The sequence below is a fragment of the Streptomyces sp. NPDC049541 genome, from assembly GCF_044465725.1.
Taxonomy (GTDB): Bacteria; Actinomycetota; Actinomycetes; order Streptomycetales; family Streptomycetaceae; genus Streptomyces.
In genome coordinates this window covers 1,488,436-1,507,744 of record NZ_JBITLY010000001.1, presented here as the reverse complement: position 1 = coordinate 1,507,744, position 19,309 = coordinate 1,488,436, and the positions used below count along the sequence as shown (strand labels likewise).

Genomic DNA, 19,309 nt, shown 5'->3' with positions numbered 1-19,309 from the left:
ATGGCCATGGGCCAAGTCTAACGGGGCCGTGCAAGCACTTTTTCTGTGTTCGGGTGTTCGGACCGCCTGCCGGGGACGTCGTTGCCGGAGGCTGTGCGGTGCGGGGTGATCCGGCCCAGGTCGTCGACGGCGATGAGCTGGGGCGTCCATGACGACGCCGGGCAGGGCTGGGCGACGGTCAGCGCCTCGGCGTGACGTACGGCACGCAAGGGCGGGTGCGGGGCGGCGCCTGGCGCCCAGCGATGCGCCGCGGTATGCCGTCGTGCGACTGCGGCGCCGTCGTGGCTTGTCGCGCAGTTCCCCGCGCCCCTGAAAGCCGCTGCCGACCACCAACCTGAAAGCCGCCGTCCGACCGCCGACCTGAGAGCCGCTGCCCGACCGCCGGACCCAGAAGCCGCCGCCCGACCGCCAACCTGAAAGCGCCGCCCGACCACCGGACCAGAAGCCTCCGCTGGGCCGCCGGACGGAAAGCCGCCGTCCGACCGCCGACCTGAGAGCCGCTGCCCGACCGCCGGACCCAGAAGCCGCCGCCCGACCGCCAACCTGAAAGCGCCGCCCGACCACCGGACCAGAAGCCTCCGCTGGGCCGCCGGACGGAAAGCCGCTGTCGGGCCGCCGAGGATCTTTGTCCCTGCTCAGCTGCCGCCGGTGTGCACTTGGAAGGCGGCGCGGCGCACGGCCTTTGCCAGGGCCGGGTCCGGGTGGGCCGCCGCGAGCGCGACCAGGACCTGGACGGTGCGGGGGTGGCCGACCGCGCGTACCTCTTCCAGGAGGAGGGGGACCGTCGGCTGTACTGCCGACTCCAGGTGGCGTACGAGCATCGGGGCCTCGCCGTGGTCGGCGACCGCGGCGGCGGTGTCGACCCACAGCCAGGTGGCCTCCTCACGGGTGAGGACCTCGTGGGCGTCCTCGGGGTCGACGCCGTCGTGCTCGGCCAGCCAGAGGAGGGCGTACGGGCGCAGGGTCGGCTCCTCGGCCACCGCACGGACGTCTGGCTCGGCGGGCGCGCCGACCACGCGCAGGGCCTCGAAGGCGAGGCCGCGCAGCAGGGCGTCGTCGCCGCGGGCGGCGGCGATGAGCTCGGTGACGGCGCTGCCGACGGGACGGGCGGCGAGCCAGGCGCGGTATTCGGCGCGGGCGGCGTTGGGGCGCAGCTGGGCGCAGCCGCGGAGCATCACGTCGGCGGCGACCTCGATGTTCCCGGCGGGGCTCTGCGCGGCGACGCAGATCTGCTCCAGCTTGACCCAGACGGCCCAGCTGCCGAGCGGGGTGAGGGTGGCCTGTCCGCCGCCGTAGGTGAGGGCGCCGACGGAGGCGAGGGCGTGCAGGGCCCAGTCGAGGAGGGGTGCGAGCGGGGCGTCGAGGGCCGCGGGCTGCTCGGCGGGCTCGGGCTGCGGGCCGTAGGGGATCTCGCAGCGCTCGGTGCGCAGTTCGGTGACCCGCTGCTCCAGGAGGTCGAGGAGCTGGTCGACCGGGACGGGCCCGGCGGACAGCTGGAGGAAGGAGAGCACCTGGGGCATGGCCGAGACGACCTCGGCGACAGCGGCGGGCTCGTGGTCCGCGGGCTCGCCGTGGGCGAGGGACCAGGCGTCGAAGAGGGCGACCCAGCCGCGCAGGACGGCGCTGTCGTCGCGGTTCCAGGCGCGCAGCCGCCAGCCGGGGCGGGCGCTGTCACCGTGCACCTCGACGAGGCCCGCGAGGCGGGCGGTGTCCCAGTCGGCGCGGACCTGAGCCACGGTCAGGCCGAGGTCCCGGGCGGCCCGTTCGGCGGTCGCGTCGGCGAGGGTGGCCTTGCCGTCGGCGGTCGCGCCGTCGCTGCCCGGGCCGAGCGCGGCGTCGGCCCAGCGGGCGACACGGGCCGCGGCGGCCAGCTGGGAGCGAGCCATTCTGGCCAGCTCCGCGGGTGCCGGGGTGCCCTCCGGAGGGCGGGGTGCGGCGCGGCGTGGGCGGCGCTGGTTCACGGCTCTGGGGGCGGCGGACAGGGTTCGCGGGCCGACGAGTCGAAGCCTGGAGTCGCGCGGGATACGGGACGTCACGGGTGCAGTCTTCCGGTTGACGGTCCGAAAACCCAAACGGAATGTCACGGCGGGCGACGGGACTGGCCAACGCACGGGGTCCGGCGGGCGGCGCGGGGACGGGAACAGGCCAGTGGTAGGGCCTTAAACGGAATGGTGCCGACTGTTCAGTTCCGCTCCGGCCCGACGCCGCGGGCGGGGGCGCCGGACGGGGTCGCGCGAGCGGTGCGGGAACGCGGCGAGAGGCCGGCGGGAGCGGTCACATCAGCGGGGTCAGGAAGCGGCGCAAGGCTTCTTCGTAGGCCTCCGGGTCGGCGTTCCACATCGCTGAGTGGGGAGCGTTCGGGACCGTGCGCAGAGCGATCAGGTTGGGACGGGCGTGGGCGAGCCGGCGCGAGTGCTCCCAGGGGGCGAGGGTGTCGTCCGGACCGTGGAATATCAGCGTCGGCACGGTGAGCCGCTCGGCCTCGGCGGTGCGCTCGCGCTCCATGCCGGTACGCCCCTGGGCGGCCCGCACGGCGAGCGGCAGCAGTGCGCCCGGTGTGCGGCGGGCGGCGGCGAGGGCGCGCAGCGTCGTGGCCCAGCTGAGCACCGGGGAGTCCAGGACCAGTCCGGAGATGCTGTCGCGCAGTCCGGAGTGGGCGGCGGCGCGCAGCGCCATGGTGGCGCCGGTCGACCAGCCGTGCAGGACGACCTGTCGGGCGCCGTGGCTGACGGCGTGCCGGATCGCGGCGTCCACGTCGCGCCACTCCGTCTCGCCGAGGTGGCTCAGGCCGTCCTGGGAGCGGGGCGCGCCGGGGTCGCCGCGGTAGGCGAGGGCGAGCACCGGGAAGCGCTGGCGGTGCAGGAACTCCATGATGTTCATGGTGAGTTCGCGGGTGGCTCCCAGACCGTGCACGGCGATCACCCAGGTGTCCCGCACACCGGGCACGAACCAGGCGGGCAGGGAGCCGAGTTCGCCGGGGATGGCGACGTCGGTTTGGGGCAGGCCGAGGGCGCTTCCGGGGTCGCCGGTGTGCAGGTTCGGGGTCAGCCAGACCTTGTCGCCGGGCTCCAGGGTGCCGTGGGTGACCCGCTCCAGGCGGCGGACGACGGTGTCGGCGGAGTGCGTTGCCGTGGCGAGGACGGGTCCCACGACCGCGTGGGTGCCGTCGCCCGCGAGGCCGTAGGTGCCGGGCCGCATGGCCGCCAGGTCGCGGGTGAGCGCGATCTGTCCGGCGGCCGTGGCGTGCACGGTGAGCTGGGGTTCGGTGGGCAGGGGCCGGCCCGGTGGCGCCTTGAGCGCCGCGTCGCTCGCGAACCGGCCGGCGGCCACGCTTGCCGCGCCGGCCGCCAGGGCTACGGTGACGGCTGCGGCCGTCGCTTTGACTGTGCGCACCCGTCCAGTGTCCTGGCGGACCCGGCCACCGGCCAGCGGGAGGACGGGGCGGGGTGATGCGGATCGCGGCGGGGTGTGCCCGCTCGCCCCGAGTGCGGTGCCCCGGGCCTCACTTCCGTTGCCCGTAACCCCGCAGCTTCTCCCCCGCCTCCGCCATCTGCTCGCGGGACAGCAGTGTCGGGGACAGGCCCGGCACCGAGGAGGCCGTCAGCCACAGGCGGCACATCCACTCCAATTGGGCCGTGCGGTCGTAGGCCTGGTCGAGGGTGGCGCCGTAGGCCATCGTGCCGTGGTTCTGCAGCAGGCAGGCGGTGCGGTCGGCGAGGGCGTGGAGCATGTTCTCGGCCAACTCGTCGCTGCCGTATGTCGCATAGGGGGCAACTCGGACGGGTCCGCCGAGGGCGCCGGCCATGTAGTGGATCGCCGGGAGCTCGGGGACGAGCGTCGAGACGGCCGTCGCGTGCACGGCGTGGGTGTGGACCACGGCGCGGGCGTCGGTGGTCCGGTGGATCGCGAGGTGCATGGGGAGTTCGCTCGTCGGGACGAGGGTGCCGAGCACCTGGCGGCCGTCGAGGTCGACGCCGGTCAGGTCCTCGGGCGTGAGCCGGTCGTAGGGCACGCCCGAGGGTGTGACCAGCACGGTGTCCCCGACGCGCACCGAGACATTGCCGGAGGTGCCGACGACGAGACCGTCGGCGACCGTGCGGCGGGCGGTCGCGACGAGCGCCTCCCAGGCGTGTCCCACCTCGGCACTCACGCCCCTCCCCCAGCGCTCCGGCACGTCCTGCACACCGTCCCGCGCATCCCGTTCGCCTCGCTGGTCCCGCCGCTGCTCAGCCATGCCGCGATCCTGCCAGGCGCACCTCCGCCGCGCCGTCGGGCGGGGCACTTTAGGGCGGAAGCCACGCCTCCGAAAGGCCCCTTACAGGGACATATCAGCCTCTCTCCATTCTTGGCCGGAGATCACCGGGCATTCGACGACCTTCCAGTAATCTCCCGTTGTTTTGTCGTGCACGTCGCCATTCCGGGGGGAAACATGGCTCGTGATCACAAACCGCTGCGCCGCCGCACCCGCGTTCTCGCGGTCTCCGTGGCGGCGCTCACCGTCACCGGGGCGGCTCTCGCCGGGCTTCCGGCCTCGGCGGCGAGTCTGCCGCAGGGGCACGACGTCTCCTCGCACCAGAAGAACGTCGACTGGTCGGGCGCGAAGGCCAAGGGCGCCAGGTTCGTCTACGTCAAGGCGACCGAGTCCACGAACTACCGCAACCCGTACTTCGGGCAGCAGTACAACGGCGCCCGCAGCGCCGGCATCATCCGCGGCGCCTACCACTTCGCACTGCCGGACAAGTCGTCGGGCAGGGCGCAGGCGGCGTACTTCGTGAACCACGGCGGCGGCTGGAGGTCGGACGGCTGGACGCTGCCGCCCGCCCTCGACATCGAATACAACCCGTACAGCCCCAAGCACGGGTGCTACGGCCTGAGCAAGGCGCGCATGGTCGGCTGGATCAAGGCGTTCAGCGGCGAGGTGAAGCGGCTCACCGGCCGCCACCCCGTGATCTACACGACCACCCACTGGTGGAACACCTGCACCGGCGGAAGCAGCGCGTTCGCCTCGAACCACGCGCTGTGGATAGCCCGTCACGGGTCCGGGACCTCCGGTTCCCTGCCGGCCGGCTGGTCGTTCTGGACCTTCTGGCAGTACGACAACAGCGGCGGACTGCCGGGTGACCAGAATCTCTTCAACGGGTCCCGGACCCAGCTGAGGAAGTTCGCCCGGGGCTACTGACCAAGGGGCACCGCGGGAGCGGGGGTCGCCGGGACCAGGGCGGAGCGGCGACCCCCTCATCCAGACATCGTGCAGCCGCCCTCAGTTCATCTTCCGTTCACCCAGGTTGCCTACGGTCAACCGACCGTTGACTTCGAACGATTGCCTGGGTAAATGGAAAACTTCTCGCTGATCCTCGCGATTGTGGTGGTAACCGCACTCGCGTTTGATTTCACGAACGGTTTCCACGACACCGCCAACGCGATGGCCACCACCATCTCGACCGGCGCGCTCAAGCCCAAGGTCGCGGTGGCCATGTCCGCCGTGCTGAACCTTGCGGGTGCCTTCCTCTCCGTGGAGGTCGCCAACACGATCTCCAAGGGTCTCGTCGACGAGACCGGCATACGTCCCGAGGTCATCTTCGCGGCGCTGGTCGGCGCGATCCTCTGGAACCTGCTGACCTGGCTCGTCGGGCTTCCCTCCAGTTCCTCGCACGCCCTGATGGGCGGCCTGATCGGCGCCACCATCGCCTCGGCCGGCATGGGCGCGGTGCACGGTGACGTGCTCGTCACCAAGGTGCTCATCCCGGCGCTCGCCGCCCCGATCGTCGCGGGCCTGGCAGCGCTGCTCGCGACCCGGCTCTCGTACACCCTCGGCAAGAAGGCCGACGGCAAGGCCGCCGAGAAGGGCTACCGCGTCGGCCAGATCGCCTCCGCGGGCCTGGTCTCGCTGGCCCACGGCACCAACGACGCACAGAAGACGATGGGCATCATCACCCTCGCCCTGGTCGCCGGCGGCGCCGTCGCTCCCGACTCCGACCCGCCCACCTGGGTCATCCTCTCCGCGGGCCTCGCCATCGCGCTCGGCACCTGGCTCGGCGGCTGGCGCATCATCCGCACCATGGGCAAGGGCCTGACCGAGCTCCAGCCGCAGCAGGGCTTCGCCGCCCAGACCAGTGCGGCCACGGTCATCCTGGCCTCCTCGCACCTCGGCTTCTCCCTCTCCACCACCCACTCGGTCTCCGGTTCGGTGATGGGCGCCGGCCTCGGCCGCAAGGGCGGAGTGGTCCGCTGGTCGACGGCCACCCGCATGCTCGTGGCCTGGTGCCTGACGCTGCCGGCCGCGGCGCTGGTCGGTGCGGGCGCGGAGTCCGTGACGGATCTCGGCGACTGGGGCACCGCCGTCGTCGCCGTCTTCCTGGTCGTCGCCAGTGCGGCCATCTGGAAGATCTCCCGGCGCGAGGTCATCGACGCGTCGAATGTCAACGAGAGCGAGGAGCCGCCCGGCGTGGTGACCACGGCGATCGCCGCCGTGACCCCGCCCCCGGCGGGCACGGTGACCGAGGACCTGACGGCCACGATCCCCGCCCCGGCCCCCGTGAGCGCCGTCCCCGACCCGGCGACCCCGCCGGCCGCGGCCGTCTGAGCCCGCCCACCCGGTACGAAGGAAGAGAAGCAGCATGAAGATCGACTGGGCAGCCCTGGGCTCCGTCTTCGGCGTCAGCCTCGCGGTCACGGTGGGCCTCGTGGCCCTGTTCACCCTCGGCATCATGGGCCTGTCGCGCCGCGAGCGGGCCGTGGCGCAGGGCAACTCGGCATCCCTGGCGGTGGCCGGCGCATACGTGGCCTTCGCGGGCTGCGCGGCGGCCGTGGCGTACGGAATCCATCTGGTGATCGCCAAGGCCTGAGGCCGCGGCCGGACCGGCTTTCTCCACGTCCCGGGGGGGGGGGGGGGGGGGGGGGGGGGGGGGGGGGGGGGGGCGCGGGGGGGGGGGGGCGGGGGGGGGGGGGGGGGGGGGGGGGGGGGCGGGGCGCCGCCCCCCCCCCGCCCCCCCCCGGCGCCCCCCCCCCCCCCCCCCCCCCCCCCCCCCCCCCCCCGCGGGTTTCTCATGCAGGGTTCAGGGCGCCGGGTGTGGGCCTCAGCACACTCCCCCGTCGCAGGTCAACGGCAAGTTGACTGCCGTTCGGGCGCGTGGTGGACTGCCGAAGCCAGCTACGGCGGCGCGAGAGGAAGCCGGTGCAAGTCCGGCGCGGTCCCGCCACTGTCACCGGGGTAGTAAGCCCCGGGAGCCAGGAACTCTCACCGCCGGTCTCGTCGAACCAGGGCGTGGACACCCTGAGTGAGGACATGTCGCCATGCCAGCCTGCCGTGTGACGTACAGGACCAGTACCAGGTCGCTGCCCCACCCCACGGCCGGCTGAGCCGATGCGTGCCGATCGCGTCTTCGCGTACGGCGCCGCCGCCGGCCTCCTCGGTGACCATCTGCTCGGCGATCCGCGCCGTGGGCATCCGGTCGCCGTGTTCGGGCGGGCCGCCGGGGCCGTGGAGCGGGTGTTGTGGCGGGACCACCGCGGGTGGGGCGCGCTGCACACCGCCGTGTGCGCCGGGAGCGCCCTCGCGCTGGGTGCTGTGGCGCAGAGGGCCGTACGTCCGTCCCGTGCCGCCTCCCTCGCCCTGACCGCGGCCGCCACGTGGGCCGTCGTCGGGGGGACTTCGCTCGCGCGCGAGGCCCGCGGCATCGGACGGGCGCTGGAGTCCGGGGACGTCGAGGCCGCCCGGGCCCGGCTGCCGCATCTGTGCGGGCGGGACCCGCAGGCCCTGGACGCCGACGGGATCGCGCGGGCGGTGGTGGAGTCCGTCGCCGAGAACACCTCCGACGCCGTCGTGGGGGCGCTGGTGTGGGGGGCCGTGGGCGGGGTGCCGGGGCTGCTCGGATTCCGGGCCGTCAACACGCTCGACGCCATGGTGGGGCACAAGTCGGCCAAGTACCGGCGATACGGGTGGGCTTCCGCGCGACTGGACGACGTGGCGGGGTGGCCGGGGGCCCGGCTGACCGCCGTGCTGGCCGCCGCTGCCGGGGGTGACGGCCGGGGGGCCGTACGCGCCTGGCGTTCTGACGCCGCGAAGCATCCGAGCCCCAACGCCGGGCCCGTGGAGGCGTCGTTCGCGGGGGCGCTGGGGGTTCGGCTCGGGGGGACCTTGTCGTATGGGGGGCGTGTTGAGCATCGGCCTGTGCTGAACGGGGAGGGGCGTGCGGTGGAAGTCGGCGACATTGAGCGTGCCGTGCGGTTGTCGCGGCGGGTGGGGTGGCTGGCGTTGGGGGTCAGCGCGGCTGGGGCGGTGTCACGTGCCCGGGTCGCACGGCGACCGGTGGTGGGGGCTGTGCCCACCCGTTCCGCCCTGCGGAACGACTGCCCACAGCGGTCGGGGCGGGTGTCATGACCGGCGGGGGGCTTCTTGTCGCCGGTACCACCTCGGATGCCGGGAAGAGTGTCGTCACCGCCGGGATCTGTCGTTGGCTGGTGCGGCAGGGGGTCAAGGTCGCGCCCTTCAAGGCGCAGAACATGTCCCTGAACTCGTTCGTGACGCGAGAGGGTGCCGAGATCGGGCGGGCTCAGGCCATGCAGGCGCAGGCCTGCCGGATCGAGCCGACCGCGCTGATGAACCCCGTGCTGCTCAAGCCCGGTGGCGAGCAGAGCAGCCAGGTCGTGCTGATGGGCAAGCCCGTCGGCGAGCTGAGCGCGCGCGGTTATCACGGTGGGCGGCAGCAGCAGCTTCTGGGGACCGTGCTCGACTGCCTGGCCGAGTTGCGGGGCACGTATGACGCCGTGATCTGTGAGGGGGCGGGTTCTCCCGCCGAGATCAACCTGCGGCGGACCGACATCGTGAACATGGGGATCGCCCGTAACGCGCGGCTTCCCGTGCTCGTGGTCGGTGACATCGACCGCGGCGGGGTCTTCGCCTCCTTCTTCGGCACCGTCGCCCTGCTCTCCCCCGAGGACCAGGAGCTGGTCGCCGGGTTCCTCGTCAACAAGTTCCGCGGGGACGTCAGCCTCCTGGAGCCCGGGCTCGACATGCTGCACGGACTCACCGGACGGCACACCTACGGCGTCCTGCCCTTCCAGCACGGCCTCGGCATCGACGAGGAGGACGGGCTGCGGGTCTCGCTGCGCGGGACGGTACGGGAGTCGAACGTCGCGCCGCCCGTCGGTGAGGACGTGCTGCGGGTCGCCGTGTGCGCGATCCCGCTGATGTCCAACTTCACCGACGTGGACGCCCTGGCCGCCGAACCGGGCGTCGTGGTGCGGTTCGTGGACCGGCCCGAGGAACTCGCGGACGCCGACCTCGTCGTCATCCCGGGGACCCGCGGGACGGTGAAGGCCCTGGAGTGGCTGCGCGCGCGGGGACTTGCGGACGCCCTGGTCCGCAGGGCCGCCGAACAGCGGCCCGTCCTCGGCATCTGCGGTGGCTTCCAGGTCCTCGGCGAGCACATCGAGGACGAGGTCGAGAGCCGACGCGGGCATGTCGAAGCGCTCGGAGTGCTGCCCGTGCGGGTGCGGTTCGCCCGCGAGAAGACCCTCACCCGGCCCGTGGGGGAAGCCCTCGGCGAGCAGGTCGAGGGGTACGAGATCCATCACGGCGTCGCCGACATAGCCGGCGGGGAGGCCTTCCTGGACGGCATCCGCGTCGGGCAGACGTGGGGCACGCACTGGCACGGTTCGCTGGAGTCGGACGGTTTCCGGCGGGCCTTTCTGCGCGAGGTGGCGGCCGCCGCGGGCCGTCGTTTCGTACCGGCGCCCGACACCTCTTTCGCCGCGCTGCGCGAGGAGCAGCTCGACCGGCTCGGCGACCTGATCGAACAACACGCGGACACGGACGCGCTGTGGCGGCTCATCGAGTCGGGCGCGCCGCAAGGACTGCCTTTCATTCCACCGGGAGCGCCCGCATGAGCACAGTGCTGTTGTTGTCGACCGCCGACACGGATCTGTTGGCCGCTCGGGCCGCGTCCGGTGCCGACTACCGGATCGGCAACCCGACCCGGGTGGATGTGACCGAGGAGCTGCCCGGCCTCCTCGACGGCGCCGACATCGCCGTCGTACGGCTGCTGGGCGGAAAGCGGGCCTGGGAGGACGGGCTCACCGCGCTCAAGGCGTCAGGGATCCCGACCGTGCTGCTCGGCGGGGAGGCCGTCCCCGACGCCGAGTTGATGGCCGAGTCGTCCGTGCCCGCCGGTGTCGTGGCGGAGGCGCTCAGGTATCTCGTCGAGGGCGGGCCCGCCAACCTCACCGAGCTCGCCCGGTTCCTGTCCGACACGGTGCTGCTGACCGGCGAGGGGTTCGTCGAGCCGCAGAAGATGCCCGAGTACGGCATCCACGGCGAGCGTCCGTTCGTGGACGGTCGGCCGACCGTCGGCGTGCTCTTCTACCGGGCGCACGAGCTGAGCGGCAACACCGCCTTCGTGGACACCCTGTGCGACGCGATCGAGGCGAAGGGCGCCAACGCCCTTCCCGTGTACTGCGGTTCACTGCGTGGCGCGGACGCCGGGCTGTACGAGATCCTCGGCCGGACCGACGCCCTGGTCGCCACCGTCCTCGCCGCCGGCGGCACACACGCCTCGCAGGCCTCGGCCGGCGGTGACGAGGAGGCCTGGGACATCGGCGCGCTCGCCGACCTCGACGTGCCCGTCCTGCAAGGCCTTTGCCTGACGTCCTCCCGTGAGGCCTGGGACGGGTCGGACGCCGCCCTGTCCCCCATGGACGCGGCGATGCAGGTCGCGATCCCCGAGTTCGACGGGCGGCTGATCACCGTCCCGTTCTCCTTCAAGGAGCAGGGCCCCGACGACGTGCCCGTGTACGTCGCCGACCCGGAGCGGGCCGCGCGGGTCGCCGGGATCGCCGTACGGCATGCGCAGTTGAAGCACAAGGCGAACGCGGACAAGAAGCTGGCGCTCGTGTTCACCGCGTACCCGACGAAGCACTCGCGGGTCGGCAACGCGGTCGGTCTGGACACGCCCGCGTCCGCGGTGCAGGTCCTGGACGCGCTGAAGGACGCCGGGTACTCGCTCACCGAATACCCCTCCGGCGGCGACGAGTTGATCCACCGGCTGATCGCGGCCGGCGGTCACGACGTCGAGTGGCTGACCGAGGAGCAACTGGCCGCCGCGCCCGCGCGCGTGCCGCTGGCCGACTACCGGGCCTGGTTCGACAAGCTGGACCCTGAGCTCAGGGACGGGATGCTGGAGGCGTGGGGCGAGCCGCCGGGCAACTTGTACGTCGACGGGGAGGACATCGTCCTCGCCTCCCTCCAGTTCGGGAACGTCGTCGTGATGATCCAGCCGCCGCGCGGCTTCGGTGAGAACCCGATCGCGATCTACCACGACCCCGACATGCCGCCCTCGCACCACTACATGGCGGCCTACCGCTGGCTCGACGCTGCAACATCGGAGGGGGGGTTCGGCGCCGACGCGATCGTCCACATGGGCAAGCACGGCACGATGGAGTGGCTGCCCGGTAAGGGGCTCGGGCTCAGCGGCGGCTGCGCGCCCGACGCGGTGCTCGGTGAGCTGCCGCTGATCTACCCGTTCATCGTCAACGACCCCGGTGAGGGCACCCAGGCCAAGCGGCGCGGGCATGCCACGGTCGTCGACCACCTCGTACCGCCGATGGCCCGCGCCGACACCTACGGCGATCTGGCCAAGCTGGAGCAGCTGCTCGACGAGTACGCGCTGGTCTCCGACCTGGACCCGACGAAGGCGCCCGCGGTGCGCGCGCAGATCTGGACGCTGGTCAAGGCGGCCGAGCTCCACCACGACCTGCATGTGGACGAGCAGCCGGACGAGGACGAGTTCGACGAGTTCGTCATGCACATCGACGGCTATCTGTGCGAGATCAAGGACGTGCAGATCCGCGACGGACTGCACATCCTGGGTGGCGGGCCGGTCGGCGAACCGCGGGTGAACCTCGTACTGGCCGTGCTGCGCGCCTCGCAGGTGTGGGGCGGGCAGGCGAACGCGCTGCCGGGGCTCAGGGCTTCGCTGGCCGCTCATTTCGGGCTGGTCGAGAAGGAGTTGCTGGCCGAGCCCGGTGCTCCGGTGAAGGTGCCGGTCGAGCTGAGCGATCTCGTCGAGGGCCCCTCCCGTACGGCCGCCGACGCCATCGACCTGCTGGAGCAGCTGTGCCGGCGGATCGCGGAGGGCATGGAGGCTCGGGACTGGGACGTCACGCTCGCCCCGGCTCTCGTCCGCGGGGTGCTCGGCACCGAGCTGCCGGACGCGGTCGCGGTGGTGGAGTTCGCCTGCACCGAGGTGGTGCCGCGGCTGGCCCGTACGACGGACGAGATCGGCCACATCCTCAAGGCGCTCGACGGCGGTTACGTCCCTGCGGGTCCCTCCGGTTCGCCGACGCGCGGGCTGGTCAACGTCCTGCCGACCGGCCGGAACTTCTACTCGGTCGACCCCAAGGCCATCCCCTCCAGGCTGAGCTGGGAGGTCGGCCAGTCCCTCGCGGACTCCCTCGTCCAGCGGTATCTGCAGGACACCGGCGCGTACCCGAAGTCCGTCGGCCTGACGGTCTGGGGCACGTCCGCGATGCGCACCCAGGGCGACGACATCGCCGAGATCCTGGCGCTGCTGGGCTGCCGGCCGGTGTGGGACGACGCCTCCCGCCGGGTGACCGGGTTCGAGGTGATCGGCCTGGCGGAGCTCGGGCGCCCGCGCATCGACGTCACCGTCCGTATCTCCGGGTTCTTCCGGGACGCGTTCCCGCACGTCGTCGGGCTGATCGACGACGCCGTCCGCAAGGTCGCCGAGCTGGACGAGCCCGCCGAGCAGAACTACGTGCGCGCCCACGCGGACGAGGACACGGCCCAGCACGGCGACCGGCGGCGCGCGACCTCCCGGATCTTCGGCTCCAAGCCGGGCGCCTACGGTGCCGGGCTGCTGCCGCTGATCGACGCCCGCAACTGGCGCTCCGACGCCGACCTGGCCGAGGTGTACGCCGTCTGGGGCGGCTACGCGTACGGACGCGGGCTCGACGGCCGGGCGGCACGCGGGGACATGGAGACGGCGTTCAAGCGGATCGCCGTGGCCGCGAAGAACGTCGACACCCGCGAGCACGACCTCGTCGACGCCGACGACTACTTCCAGTACCACGGCGGCATGGTCGCCATGGTGCGGCATCTGACGGGCGAGAGCCCCGAGGCGTACGTCGGCGACTCCGCGACCCCCGACCAGGTGAAGACGCGGACGCTGGGCGAGGAGACGCACCGCGTCTTCCGTGCGCGGGTCGTCAACCCGCGCTGGATGGCGGCCATGCGGCGGCACGGCTACAAGGGCGCCTTCGAGATGGCGGCGACCGTCGACTACCTCTTCGGCTACGACGCCACGGCCGGCGTCGTCGACGACTGGATGTACGAGAAGCTCAGCGCCGAGTACGTCTTCGCCCCGGAGAACCGGGAGTTCATGAAGCAGTCCAACCCATGGGCGCTGCGCGGCATCACCGAACGCCTGCTGGAGGCCGCCGACCGCGGCCTGTGGGCCGAGCCGGACGCTGAGACGCTGGAGCGGCTGCGCGCCACGTACCTGGAGCTGGAAGGCGACTTGGAGGGCGACCAGTGACCACCCCCTTCCCCTTTACGGCCGTCGTCGGCCAGGACGACCTGCGGCTCGCGCTGCTGCTGAACGCCGTGTCCCCGGCGGTCGGCGGTGTGCTGGTGCGCGGCGAGAAGGGCACCGCCAAGTCGACGGCCGTGCGGGCGCTCTCGGCGCTGCTGCCCGAGGTGGCCGTCGTCCCGGGGTGCCGTTTCTCCTGCGACCCCGCGGCACCGGACCCGTCCTGCCCGGACGGCCCGCACGAGGCCGGGCCCGGTACCGAACGGCCCGCGCGGATGGTCGAGTTGCCGGTCGGCGCCTCGGAGGACCGCCTGGTCGGCGCCCTCGACATCGAGCGGGCACTGTCTGAGGGTGTGAAGGCCTTCGAGCCCGGTCTGCTCGCGGACGCGCACCGCGGGATCCTCTACGTCGACGAGGTCAACCTGCTGCACGACCATCTCGTCGACCTGCTGCTGGACGCGGCCGCGATGGGTGCGTCGTACGTCGAGCGCGAGGGCGTCTCGGTGCGGCATGCCGCACGCTTCCTGCTCGTCGGCACGATGAACCCCGAAGAGGGCGAACTGCGGCCGCAGCTGCTCGACCGGTTCGGACTGACAGTCGAGGTCGCCGCCTCCCGGGAGCCGGACCAGCGGGTGGAGGTCGTACGGCGCAGACTCGCCTACGACGACGATCCCGCCGGTTTCGTGGCCCGCTGGGCGGACGAGGAGGCTTCCGTACGTCAACGGATCGTCGCCGCACGGAAGTTGCTGCCGTCGGTGCGGCTGGGCGACGGGGCGCTCCGGCAGATCGCGGCGACCTGTGCCGCCTTCGAGGTGGACGGCATGCGGGCCGACATCGTGATGGCGCGTACGGCCGCCGCGCTGGCCGCCTGGGCCGGGCGGACCGAGGTGCTCGCCGAGGACGTACGGCAGGCGGCCCTGCTCGCGCTGCCGCACCGGCGCCGTCGTAACCCCTTCGACGCGCCCGGACTCGACGAGGACAAGCTCGACGAGACGCTGGAGGAGTTCTCCGGCGACGACGATCCCGACCCGGACCCCGACGGCGGCGGACCGGGCGGCGGCGGGCAGCCGCCCTCCGGGGACTCCGACGGTCCGCAGGGCGGTGACACCGACGCGCGGCCCGAGGCCGGGGAGGGCGGACAGCCGCAGGCCTCGGGAGCTGCCGAGCAGTCCGCCGTACGGGCCTCGGAGCCCTTCCGCACCAAGGTGCTGAGCGTGCCCGGAATCGGTGAGGGGGCCGCCGGGCGGCGCTCGCGGGCGCGGACGGAGCACGGGCGGACGACGGGGGCACGGCGGCCCCAGGGGGCGCTCACCAAGCTGCACCTGGCGGCGACCGTGCAGGCCGCCGCGCCGCATCAGCGGGCTCGGGGGCGGTCGGGGCCGGGGCTGGTCGTACGGCGGGACGATCTGCGGCAGGCCACCCGGGAGGGCCGCGAGGGAAACCTCGTGCTGTTCGTGGTCGACGCTTCGGGGTCGATGGCGGCCCGGCAGCGGATGAGTGCCGTGAAGGGGGCCGTGCTGTCGCTGCTGCTGGATGCGTATCAGCGGCGGGACAAGGTGGGGCTGGTGACGTTCCGGGGCTCGGCCGCCGAGGTCGCGCTGCCGCCGACCTCGTCCGTGGACGCGGCGGCGGTGCGGCTGGAGTCGTTGCCGACCGGCGGGCGGACGCCGCTCGCGGCCGGGCTGCTGCGCGCGCACGACGTGCTGCGGGTGGAGCGGTTGCGGGATCCGGCGCGGCGGGCGCTGGTCGTGGTGGTGACCGACGGGCGGGCCACCGGCGGCCCCGAGCCGGTCGCGCTGGCCGGGCGGGCCGCTCGGCTGTTCGCGGCCGACGGGGTCGCCTCCGTGGTCGTCGACTGTGAGTCCGGGCCCGTGCGGCTCGGGCTCGCCGGGCAGCTCGCGGGTGAGCTGGGCGGAACGGCGGTGACGCTCGACGAGTTGCGGGCGGACTCGATCGCCGGGCTGGTCAGGGACGTACAGGGTGGGACGAAGAGGAGGGCCGCGTAATGCCGCAGGGGCAGCCGAGTGTGGTGCCGGACGACGGGCTGACGACTCGTCAGCGTCGTAACCGGCCGCTGGTCGTCGTGCACACGGGGATCGGCAAGGGCAAGTCCACGGCCGCCTTCGGGCTTGCGCTGCGGGCCTGGAACCAGGGGTGGCCGATCGGGGTGTTCCAGTTCGTCAAGTCGGCGAAGTGGAAGGTCGGCGAGGAGAACGCGCTGCGGGTGCTCGGCGCCTCGGGCGAGGGCGGGACCGTCGACTGGCACAAGATGGGCGAGGGCTGGTCCTGGGTGCAGCGGGACTCCCAGATGGACAACGAGGAGAAGGCCCGCGAGGGCTGGGAGCAGGTCAAGCGGGACCTCGCCGCGGAGACGTACAAGCTGTATGTGCTGGACGAGTTCGCCTATCCCATGCACTGGGGGTGGGTGGACACCGACGAGGTCGTGGACGTGCTGCGGAACCGGCCGGGGACCCAGCATGTGGTGATCACCGGGCGGAACGCGCCCGAGAAGCTGGTCGAGTTCGCCGATCTCGTGACCGACATGTCCAAGGTCAAGCATCCGATGGACGCCGGCCAGAAGGGGCAGAGGGGCATCGAGTGGTGATGTCGTCGTGAGTTCCTCCCTGTCCTCCGTCCCCCGGCTGGTCATCGCCGCGCCCTCCTCGGGCAGCGGCAAGACCACCGTCGCCACGGGGTTGATGGCCGCGTTCGCCGCGCGGGGGCTTGCCGTGTCCCCGCACAAGGTGGGGCCGGACTACATCGACCCCGGGTATCACGCGCTCGCCACCGGGCGGGTGGGGCGGAACCTCGACGCGTATCTGTGCGGGCCGGAGCTGGTCGGGCCGTTGTTCCTGCACGGGGCTCGTGGGTGTGACATCGCCGTCGTCGAGGGTGTGATGGGGATGTTCGACGGGGCCGCGGGGGAGGGTGAACTGGCGTCCACCGCTCATGTGGCGAAGCTGCTCGGGGCGCCTGTCGTGCTGGTCGTTGACGCGTCGTCGCAGTCTCGGTCCGTGGCGGCGTTGGTGCATGGGTTTGCGTCCTGGGATCCGGAGGTTCGGGTCGGGGGCGTGATCTTGAACAAGGTCGCTTCGGATCGGCATGAGGAGCTGTTGCGGGAGGCGTTGGATTCGGCCGGGGTGCCTGTGCTCGGGGTGTTGCGGCGGGTGGCTCAGGTGGATACGCCTTCGCGGCATCTGGGGTTGGTGCCGGTTGCCGAGCGGCGGGCTGAGGCGGTGGAGGCGGTTGCCGCCATGGCGGCGCAGGTTTCCGCCGGGTGCGATCTTGAGGCGTTGGCGGGACTGGCGCGGAGTGCTGGTGCGTTGTCGTGTGCGGTCTGGGATGCGGCTGAGGCGCTTGCTTCTTCGCCCCCGCCGCCCCTTCCCGTCCCGACCCTGGGGGCTGCGCCCCCAGACCCCCGCTTTCGGCCTGAACGGCCTCGTCCTCAAACGCCGGACGGGCTGAAAAGATCGAAATCAGCCCCTTGGGGATCCCCCCACGCCCTTAGGGCAGTGGGGGAGTTTGAGGAGCGGGGGTCCGGGGGCTGGCCCCCGGGTCGGGACGGGAAGGGGCGGCGGGGGCGAAACTCCCAGGCGGTGAGGGTTGCCCTTGCCGGTGGGGCCGCGTTCACGTTCTCCTACGCCGAGCACAGTGAACTGCTCGCTGCCGCGGGTGCCGACGTCGTTGTCTTCGATCCGCTCCGGGATGAGCAACTGCCCGACGGGACACGCGGGTTGGTCATCGGTGGCGGGTTTCCCGAAGTGTATGCGAGCGAGTTGTCCGCCAACGAGCCGCTGCGCAAAGCCGTCGCCGCGCTCGCGGAGGGCGGAGCTCCCGTCGCCGCCGAGTGTGCCGGGCTGCTGTATCTGTGCCGGGAGCTCGACGGGCAGCCCATGTGCGGGGTGCTCGATGCGAGGGCGCGGATGAGCGGGCGGCTGACCCTCGGGTATCGGGACGCCGTGGCCGTCGGTGACAGCGTGCTGGCGCCCGCCGGGACCCGGATGCGGGGGCATGAGTTTCACCGGACGGTCGTCGAACCGGGGGCGGGGGCGGCTCCCGCCTGGGGTGTGCGCGCCCCTGTGCCGCGGGTCGAAGGCTTCGTACAACAAGGTGTGCACGCCAGTTATCTGCACACGCACTGGGCGTCCGAGCCCGGTGTCGCCCGTCGGTTCGTGGAGAGGTGCCGGACGTCATGAGCAGCAGCAACAGCAGCAGGTTGATCGGGGTCGGGGTGGGTCCCGGCGACCCCGAGCTCGTGACCGTCAAGGGCGTCAATGCCCTGCGGGCCGCCGATGTCGTCGTCGTGCCCGTCATGGACACACTGGAGCGCGGGCGGGCCGAGGCCACCGTGCTGCACTACGTGCCCGCGGAGAAGGTCGTGCGCGTCGTGTTCGCGCTGAACGAGCGCAGTGACCGCGGGCGGCGGGAGGCGGCCTGGGACGCTGCCGGAGAACGGGTCGCGCAGTTGCTGCGGGAGCGGGGGGTCGTCGCGTTCGCCACCATCGGCGATCCCAACGTCTATTCGACCTTCACCTATCTCGCGCAGACCATCGCCGAGCTGGTGCCGGGAACCGGCATCGAGACCGTGCCGGGGATCACCGCCATGCAGGATCTCGCGGCGCGCTCGGGTGCCGTGCTCACCGAGGGCACCGAGCCGCTCACCCTCGTGCCCGTCACCGCGGGGGCCGCCGTGCTGAAGGACGCCCTGAGCGGGCCCGGCACGGTCGTCGCCTACAAGTTCGGGCGGCAGGCCGGCGAGGTCGCCGAGGCGTTGCGCGAGACCGGCCGGATCGACGATGCCGTGTGGGGCTCCGCGCTCGGGCTGGAGTCGCAGTCCATCCGGCCGGCGTCCCAGCTCGACGGCGAGCCCCTCCCCTACCTCTCCACGCTCATCGCGCCCGCGCCGCGCGACGGCGGCCGGGGCGGCAAGCTGTGACCCCCACCGGCTCACCCGGCCAGGCCCACCACCAGCCAGATGAACGCCGCACCCACCACCGTGCACAGCAGCGTCGAGCGGGCGGGGTGCTCGTGGTGCGCCTCGGGGAGGATCTCGGCGGCGGCGAGGTAGAGGAGTACGCCGCCGAACAGGCCGAGGTAGCCGCCGAGCAGACCCTCCGGGATGGTGACGAACGCCGCCGAGGCCGCGCCGGCCACCGGGGCCACCGCGTCCGCGAACAGCATGGTCAGGGCCTTGCGGCGGGCGTTTCCGTACAGGCTGGTGATCGTGTACGTGTTGAAGCCGTCCGCGAAGTCGTGGGCGACCACCGCCAGCGTGACCGCCGTTCCCATGCCCCCGCCGACCTGGAAGGCCGCGCCGATCGCCACGCCGTCCATGTAGCTGTGACCGACCATCGCCGCGGCCGCCGTGAGGCCCACCTCGGGCGCGCGTCCGTTGCTCTCCTCCCCGCCGTGGGCGGCCTGGCGGGCGGCCAGCAGGCGTTCCACCAGATGGGCCAGCAGAAAGCCGGCCACGAACAGCAGCAGGGCCGCCGGTACGCCGAAGACCTCTTCGCCCGCCGCCTTGAGCGCCTCCGGCAGCAGGTCCAGGCCGACGACACCGAGCATCAGTCCGCCGGCCAGGCCCAGAACCAGGTGGCGGCGGTCGGTCACACGCTGTGCCGTCCAGCCGCCGGCCAGCGTCATCAGGAACGCGCCGAGCGCGACGAAGACCGCCATACGCCCTTGCTATCCGATCAACCCCCGTTCACGCACGTCCGACGGCAATAACCACACCGCACTCGTGACACCACACCAAGAGCCAG

Annotated in this window: 14 protein-coding genes, 1 pseudogene and 1 riboswitch; of the genes and pseudogenes, 10 read left to right on the top strand and 5 right to left on the bottom strand. The window is 72.7% G+C overall.

Translation table 11 applies throughout. The features are described from left to right. Window positions 1-17: 17 nt before the first annotated feature. From ACIBW9_RS06915 to ACIBW9_RS06900, 4 genes are all read right to left on the bottom strand, one after another. Entirely contained in the window at window positions 18-209 is a 192-nt protein-coding gene (locus ACIBW9_RS06915; protein WP_398951920.1) for a hypothetical protein, read from the bottom strand. Between the two features lie 426 nt (window positions 210-635). After that, window positions 636-2,036 (bottom strand): hypothetical protein, encoded by a 1,401-nt coding sequence (locus ACIBW9_RS06910; protein WP_398951918.1) that lies wholly within the window; start codon window positions 2,034-2,036, stop codon window positions 636-638. Between the two features lie 238 nt (window positions 2,037-2,274). Then, entirely contained in the window at window positions 2,275-3,393 is a 1,119-nt protein-coding gene (locus ACIBW9_RS06905) for an alpha/beta hydrolase family protein (RefSeq protein ID WP_398951915.1), read from the bottom strand. A 109-nt stretch (window positions 3,394-3,502) separates the two neighbouring features. Beyond that, window positions 3,503-4,234, bottom strand: a complete 732-nt coding sequence (locus tag ACIBW9_RS06900) for a class II aldolase/adducin family protein (protein ID WP_398951913.1) — start codon at window positions 4,232-4,234, stop codon at window positions 3,503-3,505. Window positions 4,235-4,429: 195 nt separating this feature from the next. Here ACIBW9_RS06900 and ACIBW9_RS06895 point away from each other — a divergent pair, with 195 nt between their 5' ends. The 10 genes and pseudogenes from ACIBW9_RS06895 (at window position 4,430) to cobI (ending at window position 18,483) form a co-directional block, all read left to right on the top strand. Next, window positions 4,430-5,179 carry a lysozyme gene (locus ACIBW9_RS06895; protein WP_398951911.1) on the top strand — a complete coding sequence of 250 codons (750 nt, stop codon included), beginning with the start codon at window positions 4,430-4,432 and terminating at the stop codon, window positions 5,177-5,179. Between the two features lie 153 nt (window positions 5,180-5,332). Then, entirely contained in the window at window positions 5,333-6,583 is a 1,251-nt protein-coding gene (locus ACIBW9_RS06890) for an anion permease (RefSeq protein ID WP_398951909.1), read from the top strand. Between the two features lie 34 nt (window positions 6,584-6,617). Then, window positions 6,618-6,845: a hypothetical protein gene (locus ACIBW9_RS06885; RefSeq protein ID WP_398951906.1), complete on the top strand. Its 228-nt coding sequence runs from the start codon at window positions 6,618-6,620 to the stop codon at window positions 6,843-6,845. A 270-nt stretch (window positions 6,846-7,115) separates the two neighbouring features. Further along, window positions 7,116-7,258: riboswitch (cobalamin riboswitch) on the top strand. Between the two features lie 105 nt (window positions 7,259-7,363). Beyond that, window positions 7,364-8,380 (top strand): cobalamin biosynthesis protein, encoded by a 1,017-nt coding sequence (locus tag ACIBW9_RS06880; protein ID WP_398951904.1) that lies wholly within the window; start codon window positions 7,364-7,366, stop codon window positions 8,378-8,380. Continuing rightward, window positions 8,377-9,888 (top strand): cobyric acid synthase, encoded by a 1,512-nt coding sequence (locus tag ACIBW9_RS06875; RefSeq protein ID WP_398951901.1) that lies wholly within the window; start codon window positions 8,377-8,379, stop codon window positions 9,886-9,888. Before ACIBW9_RS06880 ends, ACIBW9_RS06875 begins: the two co-directional genes overlap by 4 nt. Continuing rightward, a complete protein-coding gene (gene cobN / locus ACIBW9_RS06870; protein ID WP_398951899.1) occupies window positions 9,885-13,553 on the top strand; it encodes a cobaltochelatase subunit CobN in 3,669 nt (1,222 codons plus the stop codon). The genes ACIBW9_RS06875 and cobN overlap by 4 nt, the downstream gene beginning before the upstream one ends. Further along, entirely contained in the window at window positions 13,550-15,553 is a 2,004-nt protein-coding gene (locus ACIBW9_RS06865) for a putative cobaltochelatase (protein ID WP_398951897.1), read from the top strand. Before cobN ends, ACIBW9_RS06865 begins: the two co-directional genes overlap by 4 nt. Continuing rightward, the gene (gene cobO, locus ACIBW9_RS06860; protein ID WP_123964296.1) at window positions 15,553-16,152 is read left to right on the top strand and encodes a cob(I)yrinic acid a,c-diamide adenosyltransferase; all 600 of its coding nucleotides are present in this window, start codon (window positions 15,553-15,555) and stop codon (window positions 16,150-16,152) included. Before ACIBW9_RS06865 ends, cobO begins: the two co-directional genes overlap by 1 nt. 13 nt (window positions 16,153-16,165) lie before the next feature. Beyond that, window positions 16,166-17,743, top strand: a pseudogene (locus ACIBW9_RS06855) (cobyrinate a,c-diamide synthase); the annotation flags it as partial. Further along, window positions 17,728-18,483 (top strand): precorrin-2 C(20)-methyltransferase, encoded by a 756-nt coding sequence (gene cobI / locus ACIBW9_RS06850; protein WP_398951895.1) that lies wholly within the window; start codon window positions 17,728-17,730, stop codon window positions 18,481-18,483. The pseudogene ACIBW9_RS06855 and the gene cobI, both read left to right, overlap by 16 nt. An 11-nt stretch (window positions 18,484-18,494) precedes the next feature. On the opposite strand, the gene ACIBW9_RS06845 is transcribed toward cobI, so the two are convergent. After that, window positions 18,495-19,223, bottom strand: a complete 729-nt coding sequence (locus ACIBW9_RS06845; RefSeq protein WP_398951892.1) for a ZIP family metal transporter — start codon at window positions 19,221-19,223, stop codon at window positions 18,495-18,497. Window positions 19,224-19,309 lie beyond the last annotated feature (86 nt).

Excerpts from the sequence above, each read along its gene's own strand:
- ACIBW9_RS06880 (WP_398951904.1), top strand. The coding sequence starts at position 7,364 with ATGCGTGCCGATCGCGTCTTCGCGTACGGCGCCGCCGCCGGCCTCCTC.
- ACIBW9_RS06890 (WP_398951909.1), top strand. The coding sequence starts at position 5,333 with ATGGAAAACTTCTCGCTGATCCTCGCGATTGTGGTGGTAACCGCACTC.
- cobN (WP_398951899.1), top strand. The coding sequence starts at position 9,885 with ATGAGCACAGTGCTGTTGTTGTCGACCGCCGACACGGATCTGTTGGCC.
- ACIBW9_RS06900 (WP_398951913.1), bottom strand. The coding sequence starts at position 4,234 with ATGGCTGAGCAGCGGCGGGACCAGCGAGGCGAACGGGATGCGCGGGAC.
- ACIBW9_RS06885 (WP_398951906.1), top strand. The coding sequence starts at position 6,618 with ATGAAGATCGACTGGGCAGCCCTGGGCTCCGTCTTCGGCGTCAGCCTC.
- ACIBW9_RS06845 (WP_398951892.1), bottom strand. The coding sequence starts at position 19,223 with ATGGCGGTCTTCGTCGCGCTCGGCGCGTTCCTGATGACGCTGGCCGGC.
- cobO (WP_123964296.1), top strand. The coding sequence starts at position 15,553 with ATGCCGCAGGGGCAGCCGAGTGTGGTGCCGGACGACGGGCTGACGACT.
- ACIBW9_RS06895 (WP_398951911.1), top strand. The coding sequence starts at position 4,430 with ATGGCTCGTGATCACAAACCGCTGCGCCGCCGCACCCGCGTTCTCGCG.
- ACIBW9_RS06875 (WP_398951901.1), top strand. The coding sequence starts at position 8,377 with ATGACCGGCGGGGGGCTTCTTGTCGCCGGTACCACCTCGGATGCCGGG.